At 51.7% G+C, this 16,605-nt stretch carries 13 protein-coding genes; 4 read left to right on the top strand and 9 right to left on the bottom strand.

The annotated features are described in order from the left end of the window. Nucleotides 1–168: 168 nt before the first annotated feature. The 7 genes from V4U84_RS19075 to V4U84_RS19105 all read right to left on the bottom strand — a co-directional run bounded on the left by V4U84_RS19075 (nt 169) and on the right by V4U84_RS19105 (nt 10,459). Entirely contained in the window at nt 169–1,470 is a 1,302-nt protein-coding gene (locus V4U84_RS19075; RefSeq protein ID WP_334077741.1) for a DUF5050 domain-containing protein, read from the bottom strand. A gap of 166 nt (nt 1,471–1,636) precedes the next feature. Then, entirely contained in the window at nt 1,637–3,193 is a 1,557-nt protein-coding gene (locus tag V4U84_RS19080; RefSeq protein WP_416367275.1) for a glycoside hydrolase family 32 protein, read from the bottom strand. 109 nt (nt 3,194–3,302) lie between these two features. Next, complete coding sequence (locus V4U84_RS19085; RefSeq protein ID WP_334074944.1) at nt 3,303–4,754, bottom strand: glycoside hydrolase family 68 protein; 1,452 nt, start codon at nt 4,752–4,754, stop codon at nt 3,303–3,305. Nucleotides 4,755–5,004: 250 nt separating this feature from the next. Then, nucleotides 5,005–5,853 (bottom strand): PRD domain-containing protein, encoded by an 849-nt coding sequence (locus tag V4U84_RS19090; protein WP_334074943.1) that lies wholly within the window; start codon nt 5,851–5,853, stop codon nt 5,005–5,007. Continuing rightward, on the bottom strand, nt 5,831–7,354 hold the full coding sequence (locus V4U84_RS19095) for a PTS transporter subunit EIIC (protein WP_334074942.1): 1,524 nt from the start codon (nt 7,352–7,354) through the stop codon (nt 5,831–5,833). Before V4U84_RS19095 ends, V4U84_RS19090 begins: the two co-directional genes overlap by 23 nt. 190 nt (nt 7,355–7,544) lie before the next feature. Beyond that, a complete protein-coding gene (locus tag V4U84_RS19100) occupies nt 7,545–8,624 on the bottom strand; it encodes a hypothetical protein (protein ID WP_334074941.1) in 1,080 nt (359 codons plus the stop codon). After that, complete coding sequence (locus tag V4U84_RS19105) at nt 8,621–10,459, bottom strand: HSP90 family protein (RefSeq protein ID WP_334074940.1); 1,839 nt, start codon at nt 10,457–10,459, stop codon at nt 8,621–8,623. Before V4U84_RS19105 ends, V4U84_RS19100 begins: the two co-directional genes overlap by 4 nt. A gap of 162 nt (nt 10,460–10,621) precedes the next feature. On the opposite strand from V4U84_RS19105, the gene V4U84_RS19110 reads away from it, so the two are divergent. The 3 genes from V4U84_RS19110 to V4U84_RS19120 all read left to right on the top strand — a co-directional run bounded on the left by V4U84_RS19110 (nt 10,622) and on the right by V4U84_RS19120 (nt 12,659). Then, the gene (locus V4U84_RS19110; RefSeq protein ID WP_334074939.1) at nt 10,622–11,083 is read left to right on the top strand and encodes a hypothetical protein; all 462 of its coding nucleotides are present in this window, start codon (nt 10,622–10,624) and stop codon (nt 11,081–11,083) included. 96 nt (nt 11,084–11,179) lie between these two features. Further along, nucleotides 11,180–12,046 (top strand): hypothetical protein, encoded by an 867-nt coding sequence (locus V4U84_RS19115; protein ID WP_334074938.1) that lies wholly within the window; start codon nt 11,180–11,182, stop codon nt 12,044–12,046. A 97-nt stretch (nt 12,047–12,143) separates the two neighbouring features. Next, the gene (locus V4U84_RS19120; protein ID WP_334077742.1) at nt 12,144–12,659 is read left to right on the top strand and encodes a hypothetical protein; all 516 of its coding nucleotides are present in this window, start codon (nt 12,144–12,146) and stop codon (nt 12,657–12,659) included. 27 nt (nt 12,660–12,686) lie between these two features. On the opposite strand, the gene V4U84_RS19125 is transcribed toward V4U84_RS19120, so the two are convergent. Both V4U84_RS19125 and V4U84_RS19130 read right to left on the bottom strand, forming a co-directional pair. Further along, entirely contained in the window at nt 12,687–14,417 is a 1,731-nt protein-coding gene (locus tag V4U84_RS19125) for a WD40 repeat domain-containing protein (protein WP_334077743.1), read from the bottom strand. Nucleotides 14,418–14,864: 447 nt separating this feature from the next. Beyond that, complete coding sequence (locus tag V4U84_RS19130; RefSeq protein ID WP_334074935.1) at nt 14,865–15,134, bottom strand: hypothetical protein; 270 nt, start codon at nt 15,132–15,134, stop codon at nt 14,865–14,867. A gap of 403 nt (nt 15,135–15,537) precedes the next feature. On the opposite strand from V4U84_RS19130, the gene V4U84_RS19135 reads away from it, so the two are divergent. Further along, entirely contained in the window at nt 15,538–16,560 is a 1,023-nt protein-coding gene (locus V4U84_RS19135; RefSeq protein ID WP_334077744.1) for a hypothetical protein, read from the top strand. The last annotated feature ends 45 nt before the right edge of the window (nt 16,561–16,605 follow it).

The following is a 16,605-nucleotide window of genomic DNA, read 5'->3' on the forward strand; positions in this document are numbered from 1 at the left end:
CGTTATACTTATATGAAAATGATTATCATTATCATACGGATAATATTACGTGAATCCTTTTTAAAATTCAATCTATTATTTTCCAACAACAAAAAAAGCCCCTACTTAGCGTAAGGGCCGTTCTTTTGTTGCGATGGGTTACCATCGAACTATTTTGCGTGGCTTGATTTAATTTTTGGAGATCAGTACAATTCGGGACACTTTCTCATCGGCGAGCTTCTTGGTCGTTTTGCCGTCTTCGCCCATCCAATACAATCGGCCGTTATCTCCCGCGTTGACATAGAAGACCCCTGCCACATCTTCTTTGTACACGCAGAGATCCCACTCCACGCCGACCATCTTGGTGAGGGTCAGATCGGAATTCAGCACATAAGCGCCGCTCTCGGCAAACAAGGCCGTCGATCTCACCTTGCCGCCGCTGGTCAAATTCCGTACATATCCCACATTCGTTAGCGGGATCGCCTTAGTGCTCGCCACCTTGCCATTTGCCAGGGTACTCACATAGGCCTTGCCTTTTGCGTCGACATAAGCGAATTTATTTCCGCCCAGGGCGGCAATTTCGTAAACCCCGGTTTGGTTCAGTTGAATGCTCTTGCCCGTCTTGTCGATCAGGAAGCCTTTGGACTTGGAATAGTCAAAGCCATCTCCGGAACCCGGGCGAACTCCTTTGTTGTACAAATAATAATCGCCCGCCCACAAGCCGGAATATACGGCATTCGCGTCCAACGGGGCTTTGACGTTCAATGCCTTGGCGGTTCCGCCGGCCGGCATCGAATAGAGCACCATGCTATTGAGGGAATATTGGGTTTCCGTCGGTTTGGTATCGACCATGAAGTAAAGGGTGTTGTTTTCCTTATGTAAGTAATAAGAAGATGAAAGCGCACCCTCGGCGATCCACTGAACCGCTCCGCTTCCGTCCGCCGCTTTGGCCGCAACCCAGATGGTTCTGCCGTTTTTGAGCGCATTGTAGTATACTTTGCCATCCAGCACGGTGAACTGAGGATGCTTGGTGTCAGCCATGTCGGCAATCAGCGTGCCTTCATCGACCTTTTTGGCTTCGGCCGGCACCCGATAGATGCGCCCTTTATCATCCATACAGTAGACGAAATTGCCCTCGGTTGCAAAGTAAAGGATGTCGTGATCTCCGCCAAAGTCAGCCGCCTTCGCTTTGGAATCAACCATGGACAATTTCAGCAACGTCAGCGAACCCTCATCAAACAAGTGGAAAAGATAATCGCCCGCCGGCTTCAGTTCAACGCCGAAGAAATTTTCCCGGATTAACTGGGCGGGACTGCCGTCCGTCCGTACCCGGTACAAGTCCCCGTCCGACACATAATATACATAGGCATCCGTTGACGAGGCCGCCGCCGCTTCCGCTTTCGGAGCGGCCGCTACCGCTCCGGTGAAGGCCAGCACAACGGCCAATAGCGGGAGCAGCATTTTTCTGGCAAATCTGACATAGCTGTTCATTCAATTCTCCTTCTTCCGAATAAAATATATGTATAAAAGACTATACTTCTCTTTTATCGGAGGCAGCTGTGTATATTTTCCATGAGCCTTTAGACCCATATTTTGCCTGAGATGTTCCATGAGAGCCAAAGAATCAATAGCCGGCTGCTGCCCCCAACCTTATTCATTATTTAAAGTGTTTGATTACTAGGTTACTGAATACCGCCGTGCCCCCTTCAGTATAGAGGGTGATGCCCAGGTCATTCCGTTCGGGAAAGACAAGGTTGGAGAATACCACGGAGCCATCATCCACATAGACCTCAATGCTGGTCTTATCCACCAGTATTTTCAGGTGCACCTTGTTCTTTGCGGGGAGAAACGGCGCTCGACTCTCCAAATAGCGTCCGCTCAAGTCGGGATGCCCGGTATTTGCCCGGTTCACGTAGGCATACCCGCCTTCCGTATAAACCCCGACATCGGCATGACGGCTCCCATCGGCCGATTCCCGGAGCCGGAGCCCTACATTCCTTATCTCTGTCCAGGAAATGTCGGCATCCAGCTGATAGGAATCGCCCGAAGCCAGCAGGGTTCGAGAGCCGTTAACGACGATCGGTTCGAACGAGTTTTCCGCAACCGCGGCCTTATTCAGGGCGTCTATTGGCTTGGACACCAAGCGATAATCTCCTTCCGCCGACCTTCTGAGTTCAATCTCTCGCACGATCGAGTCCATGCCGTTATAGCCTTCTTTAAGCGTGGGCGTATTGTTGGCGTAACTCCAGTTGTTCATCCAGGCCAAGGCATACCGGTGACCGGTCTTGTCGCTCTCTGTTCCATCCTCGAACGTAACCGCTCCATACCAGTCAAACCCATAATCCAGCCACCCGGGTTCAAGCCGGTCCGGTATAAATCCCTTGCCGTTAAAGCTCCCCGTCCAATAAGCGTAAGTGTTGGGCCGTCCCGATGAAATCCCGTTGGCGCTCACGCCAAGCACCCATTTATAGTTTCCGTCGTCCGCCCTCATCACATAGAGATCCGGGCATTCCACCAGACCGATGTTATCGGTTTGGAAATCGCCGGTATAACGCCAATTTTTCAGATCGGCCGACTCATAGAACCCGATCTTTGTTCCCTCGGCCAAAGCCATGACCCATTTTTGCGAACGGGCGTCCCAAATCACCTTGGGGTCTCTGAAGTCTTTTTTTCCCGGATTGTTAAGCACGGGCTTGTCTCCGTAGAACTTGAATGTTCTCCCCCGATCGGTGCTGTACCATAAAAATTGCTCCTGACTCCCGCCGTTGGCGGAGGGCTGTGTCACGATCGCAACCAACGCGCCCTTGCCGAATCCGGCCGTCCCCGACTCATCCACGACAACCGAACCTGACCAGGGGTCGCCGTTCCGGTTTGTGTATTTGGGAATCGCCACGCCCTGATCCTCCCAGTGGATCAAGTCCGAGGAGGTGGCATGCCGCCATTCCGTGCCGTTACCGGTAGGATAATCACGATTATACAAATAGAAGTAGTGATATTTCCCATCCAGATACAGCGGCTTCTGAGGATCATTTTTCCACTTGTCCGGTGCGGTAAAATGATAACTTGCCCGCAAGCCAGACTCGGGAGCGGGTATATTCTTTTGCGCTTCCTGCGCAATTTTCTGCATACTGGTCATGATAGGAACCTGCACGGTTAAGCCAAGAGCCACCAGACAACCGCTGCAGACCGCCCACGCGACAAGTTGTTTTTTCATCCGGTTCTTCATGTTGTTGTTCATAAGGCAACCCTCGCTTGTAAAAATAGCAAAGAAAATGCCAATATTTCATTGACATTTTCTTTGCTTTGACACTATTGGAGAGCGGTTATTCCACCGTCAATTGTCCTTGTTCAAGGACACTATCCTTCACGACCGATGTCTTGGAACCATTAATGTTGACGAGGAAGCTTGGTGCGAAGGTGGAATGATGATCCTCGAAAAAGCCTCTGTTCGTCATGTAACTCGTAATGACCACGTTGTTTCCTTGAACTTGCGGAACGGCAAAATGTGCGTAGGTCCACGTAACGTCTTTAGGATCCAGATCCTGATGCAGCACCAGTCCGGTACCGTTCAACGGCTTGTATGGGCCGGTCAGTGAATCGGATACGTAGCCGAGCATATAGATATCCTCGGCGTCAATGCCGTCCACAAACATTTTAGCGCCTCTTGTATCGGTGAACAGATACCATTTCCCATTCAATTTAAAAATGTTGGGACGCTCAATTTCATCCGTTACGGTGTTTGAGGCGATGAGCGGCTTCATGACCTGTTTTAACGTGTAATCGTCATTCAACTCAATAATCCCCAACGCGCCGTTGGCCAAGGAAATGGATTTCTTGTCAGGGCTTTGCGACAGTTTCTCCTGCTCGGATCTGAAGAAGTTCATGCTTCCTTCGTAGAAGGCCCGGTTGTTGAAGGAATCCTCGCCTTGATAACCCGTTTCCGTCCCGGTGTTCGCTTCAAAAACCAGGTATTTGCGGCCGTTGTCTTCCACATAGTGCGGGTCTCTCAAGGTATGGTTGTCCGTGTAGTCTCCCCCGCTGAAAGCCTGATCGACCGTTTGATACATTTTGCCGTCACCGTCAAAGATCGACTTAAAGTCTTCAACACCGTCCACTTTAAGTGTATCGGATTCGGGCTCGGACAAGTTGATTTGAGCGGTCGTCAACGTTTGCTTGCCGAAAAATCCGTTCGCGGGATCCCAGCCATGACGGTTGGTGTAGAACAGGCGAATGTGGCCATCGGAAGTCAGCGTCGCGGAACCGGACCATTCCTCTCCCTGTTGGTTCAGGATCGGATCGTTCGGCACGTCCTTATCGGTGTTTTTGAACACTCTGCCTGCATTCTTCCAGGCATCGATGGAATTGTCGCCTATTTTCTTATAGAACATATAGATGAACGTGTCCCATCCCCGATCCGGATCGCCGGCCAGACCAAACACGATTTCATAGCCGTTATAGTTAGCGACGGTTCCGTCCGCGTTTTGCAGCGGCCAGGTGTCCCATACGTCCAGGTCAATGACGTTGCCATTTGCGTCCAAGCCTTTGGCGGAAGGAAGATTCCGGATCGTTGAAGCATCGAATTGGGGAACCTTAAATTGCTCGCTTGTTTGTTGTCCCGGGATTTTCAGGGCATCGGAGCGTGTAATATGGGAGAAGCCGTAGCTCTCTTTGTAATCCGAACCTTTTTTTGCAAATACCGACGTTCCTCCTGCTGCCAATAAAGCTGTTGCCAAGGTTACTGCTGATGCTCTTCTTACGATGTGTTTGAGATTCATACTTTCTCTCTCCCTTTCTCGTGTAATTTTTCTGGAGAACAGAAAAAAGACCTAAAAAACCTTAGAGCGTGGTGAATACACCATTCCCTGACGGATTTTTAGGTCTTGCCTGCTTACCAGTAACAATCCCGACATATTCAAATGTCAAAAGTTATTCTATCCTGTCGGAGCCGGTTATGGCTATAGCCCGTATTTCCCGATTATCATCAGGACCAAAGTCCCTTATTCCTATGTGAATAAGAGGATAGGGCTAACTCCATGGTCCCATGCGCCTGGTTCCTATCCGGTTAATCTCCATGGCGATCACGACCCGCTGACTCTCCGTAAAAACATACCCGTAATCTTCCTCAATCCATTCGCCGATTCCACAGGCCTGTCCATAAGCCTCGGCAAAACGATCCCTGGCCAGCGCCGCTAGCTCCGGAACCAATTCATTGCGAAATCTGCCCGATTCATCGGTTTGCAGCATATTCTCAAGCTGGTTCAACAGCCGTTCATAGTTGGCGGAACGCCGGTTCAGCGTTACACCCGAAGCATGCTCCACACCTTCGGCGATATCCCGGATCATTGCCGTTTTCTCCGTCGTCTTCTCACGAGTGCCCGAGTTCTTCCAGGCGGTATGAATATGCATGGCAATATAACCCACCTCATCCTCCGGGATAACCACCTGTAATTTCTCGTAAATCATCGTCTTGGCGCGGAGCCCGATCTGGAATTCCCTTGGATACAGAATACGGATTTCCTCCAGCAGTGTATTCTGAATGGCGATGCCTTTGCGAATTCGTTCCAGCGCGAACGAAAGATGGTCGGTCAGAGCGATATGGATATGCTCACAAAACGCGACTCCCAATTCCCGCTCGGCGAACGTGATAATTTGCTGCGTCACCGCGATTTCTTCTTCGGGCAATGTTCCCAGCATCTCCTGAAGGTGGTCGTATTGCGAAGCATCGCTAATGACGAACACTTTCTCGATCAGGGCGGGATCAACCACGTCATTCTTCCCTTTCCTGAAGACAATGCCGGAACCCAGAACGATTTTTTCTTCTCCTAAATCATTGACAACCGCTGCGTTATTATTAAGTATTTTTTTGATTTTCATGATAGTCTCCTATGTCTGATCGTTTTCCAAGCAGTTTAGCCAAGCCTCCGTGCATAAAAGTTCGCTTGGTACCAAGCAGCCAAGTGGCGCAAAATGCCGTTGTCAGGGCCAGCAAAAAACCCGTTAAATAATGGAACAGGTTCATGGGCCCAGGCTGCACAACAAAAGCCGTCATTGGTATTCCGGTTAGACCGAACGAATTGGACACGACCTTATGAAAAGCGACATACGCACCTCCGACGGCCCCTCCCGCCGCAGCGCCCAGAAAGGGGCGACCCAGCTTCAGGTTGACGCCATAGGTAACCGGTTCGGTGATGCCAAATAGAGCGGTGATGGAAGCAGGCAAAGCCACCTTCCTTAAAGCCGCGTCCCGGGTTCCGGCATACACCGCGAGTCCGGCTCCGGCTTGGGCGATATTCGCCATGGACCAGATCGGCAGCAAAAAATTGACGCCGATGTCCGGATTGGAGATTAATCCGGCTTCCACCGTCTGAATGCCGTGATGGAGTCCGGTGATCACAATCGAACTATACATTCCGCCAAGCAGTAGGCCAAAAAGTACGCCGCTGGAGGCGAACAACCGCTCCAGCCAAACGCCCAGAAAGCTCCCCAACCGGAAGGCCATCGGCTCAATGATCAGTAACGCCATGCCGCCCGCCAGAGCAAAGCTGATAAAAAGAGCGAAAGGAAATGCTCCGGACGACGGAAGCCGGCGGCGCAGCTTTTTCTCTATGAAAGTCAACAATAGTGTCGAAAGAATCGTCGGAATGATCGCCCCCTGGTGCTCAAATTGGGGAGCCATTATCAAGATGTGAACGCTCCATGGTCCCGCACCCGGCTCGGCTGGCCACAGAAAACCGGGATGTGTTATGACAATACCCATCGCCGCCCCAAGAACCGGAGTTCCCCCGAACCGCTTGGCCGTATGATACCCGAACAGGACCGCCATAAGCTGAAAGGCCGATCCCGTCAACAGCGACAAGACCCGGAACCAGACGTTGCCCGGATCATTCCAGCCAAAAGCCCCCATCAAGCCCAATAGGCCAAGCAGGAGCCCCGTCCCGACAAATAGCGGAATAACGGGCACAACCACATCGGAAAAGAATTGAACCGCGTCCAGCGACCGCCGTATAAACGAATGCACCCCATCGTTTTTGTGTTTGGATGTCTTAAGGCCGGTCTGTACCTCTTGCCGCTGTAATGTTGGCAAAGCGGCGGCCTCAAGCATGCCGTTTACCTGACGGGTGACTTTAAAAACGATTTCCGGTCCAAGGATAATCTGCAGTTGCCCGGTTCGCGCGAACAGCCCCCGGACTTCGTTCAACTCGTTCAGACGATCCTCATCAACAAGATCGCTATCTCGCAGCCTGAGACGGAGCCGTGTCGTACAGTGCGTACATTCGATAATATTCCCGACTCCGCCGGACAGCCCCACCAGGCGCGTCGCCAACCCCTTCACCGACCCGTGAGCCCCCGTCACACTTCGCTCATCCTGCTGCATGGATGATCCTCCCTCTTATTTTCAAACTGCTGGAAAAGCTTCCGGTAAAAAGGTTACAATTTCGTCATCTATGGCAATAGTTCTATTTTGACCACTTCACTTTCCAAAATCAATGGTCAAGAAATACCAAAAAAGACGGAAAGCCCACGTATTCACGCGGACTTTCCGTCTTTTGATCTATTGTCTTACACTACTCCGCCACTCGGGCCAAAAGCTGCTGCACATAATCGGTGTAGAAGCGATTCCCGTTGCGGGTATCGAATTTCCCGGCGGCGGTCAGGGCGAGTCCGGTGTAGATGTCCGACAGCAAGGATACATCGCTCGATGCGGCGGGATCGGTAATGTAAGCGGGCAGCCGGATGTCGAATTTCACCTGCTCGCGGGCCAACCGCTTGAACAAGGCAGCCGCCGAGCCGTCAAACATAAGGCGGGACAGCATATCTTCATGGTTGTGGGTTAACGGCGCGAAGGCTTCATATACCTCCAGGCCCCTGAAGGGATCAGTCAAGCTCAGATAAGCCATATGCAGCCCCGCGGGTTCGATAAAGTCGCGTTTTCCCTTGATAAGCCGATAGCTCTTACGTTCCAGTTTGGCCGCTTCTTCCAGCCGTCCGGTACGATACAGCGGCATTAACAGCTTGGGATAGGTGACTTGCGGCACTTCGGCGCAACTCATCCACCTGTCCAGGATTGGCTTCGCTTCTGCCAGAGCCTGCGTATCGTTTCCCCAGCGGAAATGAAATTCCACAAGGATATCCTGCTCGCAAGCAAGGCAATTACTCAGCGAATCCCGGTCAACCGCGGTCCACTTGTCCATAGATTGCTTCGCCTCTTCCAGATCTCCCGTCAACAGAGCCAGACTGAAACGGTAGTAGTGATAAGTCCGTTCCGAATAACCGGCCTTCTTGGAGCGAAGATGAAAATCCTCCAATAAATTATGGATCTGAACAAGCTGAATGTCCGGTAACGAAGAAATTTCCTCCAGAATCCATTTGTATGACCATATCAGGTCATGCAGATCATACTCGAATTGCTCAGGGTGTTTATCGTACTGCCCCAGCTTCCACGAGAAGGCAACCAACGCTTTAACCGGATAGCCGTTAAAAGCCGCTGCCTTCACCAGCTTGCTCCGCGCTTCATATCCTTGTTCTATATTACACGCTGTATCGGCTAAGCGGATGGCCTGCTCCAGCAGAGCTATTTTGGCGTTGGCATCCGGCATATCCATAGCTTCGTCCAATAATTGATCAAAATCAAGCTCCATGCTCATTCCCGCTCTCCTCCCCCGCTATAGGCCGACAAGCCCAATTCGATAAAGCGCAAAATCCCCTCGTTCAGCACCTGCATTTCTTTTCGGTTCAGCGGATAATGCCCCATCATCAGCGCGTTGACATACAGCATCTCGATCGCGGCAATCAGGATGGCGCGATTCCCGGAGCCAAAAATCCGGGCCACGACATCATTGTCCAAATTCAAGTACAAGGTCGAGTAGAGCTGATCCTCATAAGTGGAGCTCAAGGTATTAAGAATCGACGATAATTCCGTTGTGCTTACCTCTTCCGCGGCGATGAGGCTCCGCAGATCGGAGGATTCCTTCGATAGCGTAAACAAGGAAGGGAGCGTGGACGGTTTGAACCGTTTGAGCTGCACGCGACAGCGAAAGCGCTGCAGCGCCGCATCCCCATCCCGGGTTAGTTCGTAGTACTGTCTCCGTTCCTCCGGCGTAAGGTCGATGAAGGTGAAGGAGACGTCTTCCGGGAGCAGCCGCTCGATCTTTTTTTGCGGGTATAGACTTTGCAAGCCTTCGAGCAGGCCGGCATCGTAGACATATCCCCCGTTGATGACCGGCAGGGCCTGCGCGGAAGCCACGTGCGTAATTTGCCGATACTCATCGAGCGTCAGCGTGTAGTAAATCTCATCATTTTCATCCAGCAGTTCCCCCAGATCTCTGCGGCCATAGCTGCTCTCAAAGGGGAGCCAGCGGTGAATGATGCGGAAGAAAGCCTCATCCTCCACCGCCAATGCTTTCATAGACAAGGCATGCAGTTGAATGATTCCTTTCAGTCGTTCCGGGTCCCGGTCAGCCAACGCCATCAACTCCCGGCGCAGCGATTCCCCCAGTTCTCCGCGAATTGTCTCCAGCTTCTCGTTCTCATAGAAATGCTCCCGCGAAGCCGTCGGCTGAAGTTCATCCGTCCAGATGATGCACCTTACGAAAAAGGCCCAATCCGGAACAATGTTCTCCGCCGATTCGGAAACAAGCATATACTTCAGGTATACGCGATGCGACCGCTTGGCGCTTAGATTGACGGCGTATGGCAAAATATAAGCGATTCCGCAAGTCCCGCCGGAGGAAGAGGTGAGCGGAATAAAATCACGAACCGGCTCTTTGAGCAGTTGTTCGCCAAATTTGAGAACCTCCTCGCGTCTTCCTTGCGCAAGCGACAGGTTGTTCATCCAATCCGGATGAGGGACATTGATGGTCTTGCCGGTCCCCTCCGCCTCGAGCACAATCGGATACGGCAGGAGGGAACCGTAATCGCCAAGCCAGGCTTCCAGATTCGCCGGTTCAAAGTACAACTCACTGCCCGGCTTGCACCGCAGATAAACTTTTGTGCCCATGGACAGCTCACTTTCCAATTTACGTATACTGTATGTACCGTCCGGTTTTCCCCGCCATTCCAGCGAAGGTCCACCCTTTGCCGACCGGGTCAGAAGCACGATCTCATCGCTTACCATAAAACAGGACAACAAACCGATGCCGAAGCGGCCGATAAATGAAGTTTCCCCCACGAGTTTTCCGTCTTTCCGCTTCGACGACTGGCCAATCATCGCGAGAAATTCGTGAATATCCTCCTCGGTAAGGCCCACCCCGTTGTCTTCCATGGCCAACGTGGCTCCGCTGCCGGACCCGATGACCTCTACTCTCACCTGTCCCCGATGAGATGTCTCCATCTCCCGCATAGCGGTAATGGCATCTACGGCATTCTGCAGCAATTCCCGCAAGAAAACCTTGGGACTGCTGTACAGGTGATTGGACAAAATATTGATCATTCCGCTAAGATCGACTTGAAAGCGGAAATCTTCCTGCGCATGGCGATTCATCAAACTCTCCCCTTTTTTAATAGACTACTTTTATAAATTTACCATAATTTTCACCTGGAAGTGGGGGGGACCTGTCGATTAGCGGTGTTGACACACGCTATTCTTCCGCATATACAATGAGAATTGCCGCATTCGGCACAAAGCGCAGATTGGAGGAGCGTAATGCTATTTATACTATTGATGGCGGGAGCGGTCGTAAATGGCGCCCTATGTGCCATAGGAGGCGGCATTTTAATTATGGGAGTGGTGTTCTATCTGATCGGACTTCCTCAATTCAAGCGCTCCGAGAAAACCAAGGTCCGGGACATGGTCAAAGAATCGCTTCCCATCTTTTTCACTCTGCTGATGATCCTTCTTTATATGATGATCACTTACTGGTGCGCGCGTACCGGAGGAACCTTGGCGTTTTCCCGTTCCGCCCCCGCCGAGGTCTATTTGGATCAGGCCAAGAAACTCGTCTTATTGGGCGTTGTGCAGGGATTCTTCTCCCTATTCGCCTTCAAATGGATTCTGCCCGGTGTCATCGGCGAACTGGGATTGGATAAAAAGCATAAATGGAGAATTGCGGCCGGGTTTATCCTCACGATTGCGGGTGGCGGAGCCGCATGGCTGGCCGCGGTTTAGGTCAATTAATTGCTTCCTGCACCTTATCCTCTATTCAATCCCACGCATCATCCTCCGATATATAGGGGAGTGAGGTAAAAATTAGGAGGTTTTTGTATGAAAATAACGGGTAGTAGTGGTAATCACTCGAGCCTCTCGCTTCCCAGACTGGACCTGTCAAATCGAGCAACTGTACCGCCGCAACTGCGGGGAGGCAATTTTAACGGCTTGTTAAGCCATGATCGGGTCGAGATTAGCAAGGCTGGACGCGAACTGGCGGCTGGTTCGATCAAAACACAACCCGCCAAGTATTACGGAACGACAGAAATTAACGAATCGCTGAACCGGGTTTTGCAGGGACAGCCCGAGGAAGTATCCAAGGCGGTGTACGGCATCATTGAATCCAACTTTATGGTTTCCGACTCATGGAATGATGATCAGCGATCCGCGCTGATCGATATCGGCTTATCGCAGGCGAAATACATAGCCGACCAGTATATGAGCGGCGACCAGGCAAATGAGTTTCTGAACACCATGAATACCATTGCCAACCTTGCCCTAACGCGATCCGTCGATCCTGAGACAGACCAAGTAAGTTATGCGATGCCGGAAGAACGCCCTGCGGGCGCGCCGGAGGATTATATTAATCCGGAATCGCTCATGAAACGGTCCGATCCGGAAAGCTATAAGAAGTTTCAACAAGATATAGCGGGCGGCGGAAACGGATTGGAAATCCTCCTTGATTTTGTAAAGAAGATACCGCAAAATCCGCAATGGACAAAGGATTACAGAAATCAGGCCAGCCGTGCCGGGCAGTCGGAGCCACAAACTCGTCCGCTTAACCGATTCGGCTCGGTGGACACAAGCTCTTTTTCAGCCTATAAAGAGAGCATGCAGAGTCTGATGAAACAATTGTCGCTTACCGATGGCCTGTTTGAGCGGAATATGGAGAATTTCTATCAGACATTGGGAATCAACGGGTAGTTTTGAAAGCCGCCAACCATTTTGGCGGCTTTCTTCTTATTTAATTTGTATAATAGAATGCAGAACTATACTAATAGGGAGCGGCAGGTGACTACTCATGATCTATCTACGCGCATGCGAAGAGCCCGAATTGGGAACCTATTATTTTGAAGTCGATTCGGACGGCATCGCCCTGAGACAAATCGTTATCGAAGAGGACGGCACCCGGATCTCTTCCCATCGGAAGCATGAGCACTATCATTTCATGTTGGCCGAGCGCCCGATCGATCTTTCCGACGCTTACTACGAGAGGATCCCCCAAGCCCGGTTTGAGGGACTATGGTCCGAAATTTTGCTGGCTACTCTGGAGGAATGGCGGCAAGTCAAACAAGCTTTACCTGTCGGAATGAAAATCACGGGAAGCATTGAAGCATTTTTTCCGCAGGGTACTTTGGTCGATATGTTTGAAGATCGGGCGGTTGGCTTAGCGGATACAGCCTCCTTAAGAAAAATATCTCCGCCGGAATGGATGTATCCTGGCCACAAGCTGGAAGCCGTTGTGAAAGGCTATGACGAAGTCAATCAATGGGTGTTGCTTGATCAAGCTCGTATGCTGGACGGGGAGCGCCGTTGAACTATAGCCTGTTTTTTTGCTTACAGTTTACCCCAGCCGGATTTTCGTTTTATGGCTAATGGCGGCCATGCTTGCCCGAGGCTGAATGAACACTTGATTAGAAATCATATACGATGAATAAGACCACTGATAGGGGTCATATTTTTGAACCAAGGCTCCCGTCGTGTAATTTCTCACCTGAACGACAGGCGAATCATAGATCCACATCTCTTCGTGCTGCTCGCTGACGTAAATTCCCTCCACATCATACAGGCCCTGATCGAGCAGCACTTCCATCCCTTCCGAACCGCTCCGATACCGGAGGAGGCGAGAGGGGCTATTATGACGATATTGTGCAAAAATGACACGATCTTGCGAATCCCAACAGAGGGCGCCGCAAACGGAATTCTCCGGCATCGGGATATCCTCCGTGAGAATGGCATCCGCATCGTCCCCGGTCAGATGAATGATCCGGACAGCCTGCCGCGACGCATACGCTAACTTTTTACTGTCCCGACTAAACGCAACCGTCTGCGTCATGCCTACCCGGGACGGCAAACCGAGCCAGACAAAATCGTCTTCCCCATACACTGCCCGACCTGTCATATCCCATAACGTTATGTCCTTCCCGAAGCACCCCACGGCCAGCAACTGTTCGTCCGCGCTCATTTGGACCGCCGCAATTTTGCACTTCTCGGAAAAGGTGTGCTGCAGAATAACCTCCCCGCTTGCGAACTCCACGCAGTAGAAGGTCCGGTAGGGTTCGGGGATACCGTAACCGTCGTCGCCTTGAGGATCATAGCTGCCTGCGGTCGGCACAATCAGCAAATAACGGCCTGTCTCGCTAAATGCCACGTATGTATACTCCTCATAATATGCGTTCCGCTCCAATTGCTCCCAATCCAGTCCGGGGTAGGCGTATTCCGCGTGGAGTTCCTTTTTCGCAAAATCATAAACTTTCACGATCCCTACGCCCAATCCTACCGCTAGATACCGGGAATCCGGGCTAAACGCCAGGCCGGCTTCGCCCGCCTTTTCCTCTTGGAAAAGAGGCTTACTGTCCGAAAAAGAACATACTTCTTCTCCGTCAGCCGTACGCAGCACTTTAAGCTCACCGTCTCTATACATGACCGCCAGCAATGAAGCATCCGGGTTCAAACTCACCTGTACGATCCATTCCTCGTAATCTCCCAATTCGATAAAAGCCTGATGCCTCGCTCTCAAACTCTTATAATCCAGACGGCTTCGCTCCTTGATTTTCTGACGAAGTTCATCGATCGGGCCGGCGAAAAACGCTGCTTCTTCCTCGGAAATTTCCAAAAGTTTTCGTTCGGCATCCACCACGTTGTAATCCAGGTAGTCCGCCAGCGCCACGAAGTATTTGATCCTGGAGGCCCATACCGGCTGAGGTTTTCCGTACTCCAACGATCCGCCGAAACTCCGCAGACAATCCGTTTTCTCACGTTCCCGCGAAAATAGGAAGGCCATGTCTTGCAGCATATTCTTCATATGCACAGCCTCCCCCAATTCCTCTTGATTAGCCTCGGCAGTCATCCGGTAAATCTCCTCAAATTGCCGGGCGGCCTGCGCGGCCTTGGCGAACTCGCCATGCAGAACCGCCGCCTCCGCATAAAAATACAAACCGGGAAGGATTATCGTGCCATGCTGCAGATGGTTTCGGGAGCTTATATCTTGTAGTACCGGCTCCCATAACGCGATCGTGTCCGCATACCTTCCCGTGCGATTCCATTCCCTGGATTTATTCAGCATATGCTCCATTGGTCGTTAACCTCCCGTTTATTTTACATAATAAGACGGCTACCGAGCACCTTCAGGGCGGGCTTACCCAAAATCCGGCCCGCGCCGCTGACGAAGGCCCACGCCGTGCAAGGCACTTACGTCAGCCTGAGCTGCGCACACTTTTACGAAAGTTGGAGCTTCGAGGTGGCTCTATCCGAGGTCCAGGCTGCTCGGCGGCCTAACGGAAATAATAGCCCTTATTTCGCGATGATTGGCGCTTCCGGATTTCTAACGGAACTGGTAGCGCCTATTTGAGCTCATTCCCGTCGAATTGACCTCATTTTGCCAAAATAGCGGCTACTGCTTCCGTTAGATTCCGCAACCGGCCGATTTGGACGATATAGCGGCTAGGGCTTCCGTTAGAAGCTCGGCCACAATCCGGACCGTGACGTTGCGACCGGCCTGACGGTAATAGTTGAAACGGTCTCAGGACCGGGTTTGCTTATAGTAGCCGTAGGCTTGCTGCAATGGAATTTGGAGCCTGTCGGCGATTTCCCGGATTTCGATCTCTTGCTCAAGCAAATCCCGAATTTGCCCGATCAGATTGTCCTCGTAGGTCTGGGCTGCGTCGTACGCGGGGGCCAGCATCATTTCCCATATCTCGACGTCGGCATATTCATCTTCAGCCACAATTTCAGCCACGAGTTTGTCCAGTTCGGATCGGGTGACCGCGATCGGCAGTTTCCGGTTATGCACCAGTCCCTCTTTTTCAGCTATCCGTCGATTCACTTTCTCCAGGGCTTTTCGTAATTGTCCGATCGAACCGGCGATATAGCTGCCCGCTCCAGCTCATGTGGCGCAAGAATCGCCATATCAAGCAAATCCGCAGCCTTTTCCCATTCCCGTTTAAGCTGTTTCAATGCTCCCTCTATTTCGGTGTTCAAACGCATTTCTTTATCATCTGCCTATCATCCGATTTTCTGAAAATTTCAACATAACCATATCGATATTGGCGATAATTGGATTCTACGAACGAATCAAGCATTTGGCAAGTACAGGCGGGCCGTGGGCCGCGAGAATCATTGAAGCCCCCTACTGCCCCAAGATATACTAGTGGTTACATGGGCAGACCCTATTTGCCGGGATGGAGGAGGTTAACATGATCACACAGCAACGCGCGGAGTGGAAAAATACAAACAGGCCGGAAAAAGAACGCCTCATGCGCGAGTTGGAAGGAAGACTGCCGGAGGGCTTCTCCTTTCGGGGAATCGAACGGTTTGAGCGCTATGGACAATGCCTGGAAACGGGTATTTTTACGTATAAGGGGAGTGAATTCCTCTGGGTTCCGGGTGACGAGGTTACGCTAGGCTGGAGCACCGATCAATGGCCGGGCGATATGGACCAGGCCACCCTGGACGATCTGCTGACAGGACTGAAGGCTATGGGGCTGGGCGCGTCGGAGGCGGGCCAGGTGCTGCAGGAGCAGATGTCCCCGCCGCGCACGGCCGTAATCGGCCCGATGCTGGTGGAAAGGACTCCGCGCTCCGCCGGGTGGACCGAGGTAACCGAACCGGAGCTGGATCCCGAAAAGCACGCGGATATCAGGAAGCAGTTGCCTCTTTTCAAAGACTCCATATCCTTAAGTTATGAAGTGAGTGAGTCCTACCGACTGGAACGCGACGGGGACCGGATTCGGATCTATCTGTTCGAAAATACTGCGGACTTTGCGGAATGGTCCGTCAGCAAATTGGAGAAGCCCTTCAGTATCCTGACGGAAGACGAATGGGAGTACCTTTACGGAGGCGGAAGCCGCACCCTGTTCCCATGGGGCGACAGCTTTGACTATACGATGAAGGTCGGTCATTTCGGCGAACTGGACCGGCCCGAAATTACCGTATTTAATTTGGAAGAGGGGGACGAAAACCGGCCCTATGACCTCGAGCTTCCCAACGGCTTTGGTCTATGCTTCCTCGGCGATCCTTACCGCGTTGAGCTGGTCGTCTCGCCGAAAGGCGCCGCATCCGGCAAAGGCGGGGACGGCGGCTGCAACATTTGCGGCGGGATGGGGATTTTCTGGGGGTACCTTCCGGTTGCAACCTATTATCGGGACCTGAAAGAGAACGAACTCGATTGGGTGGATCGACTGGATTATCTGCATTATCGCCGAATCCTGCGCCTGTAAAAGATGAATCCTTTGGACCTGCTGGTTTAATTCTCCAATTGATAT

This window comes from Paenibacillus sanfengchensis, from assembly GCF_036864765.1.
Classification (GTDB): Bacteria; Bacillota; Bacilli; order Paenibacillales; family Paenibacillaceae; genus Fontibacillus; species Fontibacillus sanfengchensis.

What these genes read in the sequence shown, in the direction of transcription:
- V4U84_RS19075 (WP_334077741.1), bottom strand. Translation starts at nt 1,470, where the DNA reads ATGAACAGCTATGTCAGATTTGCCAGAAAAATGCTGCTCCCGCTATTG.
- V4U84_RS19080 (WP_416367275.1), bottom strand. Translation starts at nt 3,193, where the DNA reads ATGAAAAAACAACTTGTCGCGTGGGCGGTCTGCAGCGGTTGTCTGGTG.
- V4U84_RS19085 (WP_334074944.1), bottom strand. Translation starts at nt 4,754, where the DNA reads ATGAATCTCAAACACATCGTAAGAAGAGCATCAGCAGTAACCTTGGCA.
- V4U84_RS19090 (WP_334074943.1), bottom strand. Translation starts at nt 5,853, where the DNA reads ATGAAAATCAAAAAAATACTTAATAATAACGCAGCGGTTGTCAATGAT.
- V4U84_RS19095 (WP_334074942.1), bottom strand. Translation starts at nt 7,354, where the DNA reads ATGCAGCAGGATGAGCGAAGTGTGACGGGGGCTCACGGGTCGGTGAAG.
- V4U84_RS19100 (WP_334074941.1), bottom strand. Translation starts at nt 8,624, where the DNA reads ATGAGCATGGAGCTTGATTTTGATCAATTATTGGACGAAGCTATGGAT.
- V4U84_RS19105 (WP_334074940.1), bottom strand. Translation starts at nt 10,459, where the DNA reads ATGAATCGCCATGCGCAGGAAGATTTCCGCTTTCAAGTCGATCTTAGC.
- V4U84_RS19110 (WP_334074939.1), top strand. Translation starts at nt 10,622, where the DNA reads ATGCTATTTATACTATTGATGGCGGGAGCGGTCGTAAATGGCGCCCTA.
- V4U84_RS19115 (WP_334074938.1), top strand. Translation starts at nt 11,180, where the DNA reads ATGAAAATAACGGGTAGTAGTGGTAATCACTCGAGCCTCTCGCTTCCC.
- V4U84_RS19120 (WP_334077742.1), top strand. Translation starts at nt 12,144, where the DNA reads ATGATCTATCTACGCGCATGCGAAGAGCCCGAATTGGGAACCTATTAT.
- V4U84_RS19125 (WP_334077743.1), bottom strand. Translation starts at nt 14,417, where the DNA reads ATGGAGCATATGCTGAATAAATCCAGGGAATGGAATCGCACGGGAAGG.
- V4U84_RS19135 (WP_334077744.1), top strand. Translation starts at nt 15,538, where the DNA reads ATGATCACACAGCAACGCGCGGAGTGGAAAAATACAAACAGGCCGGAA.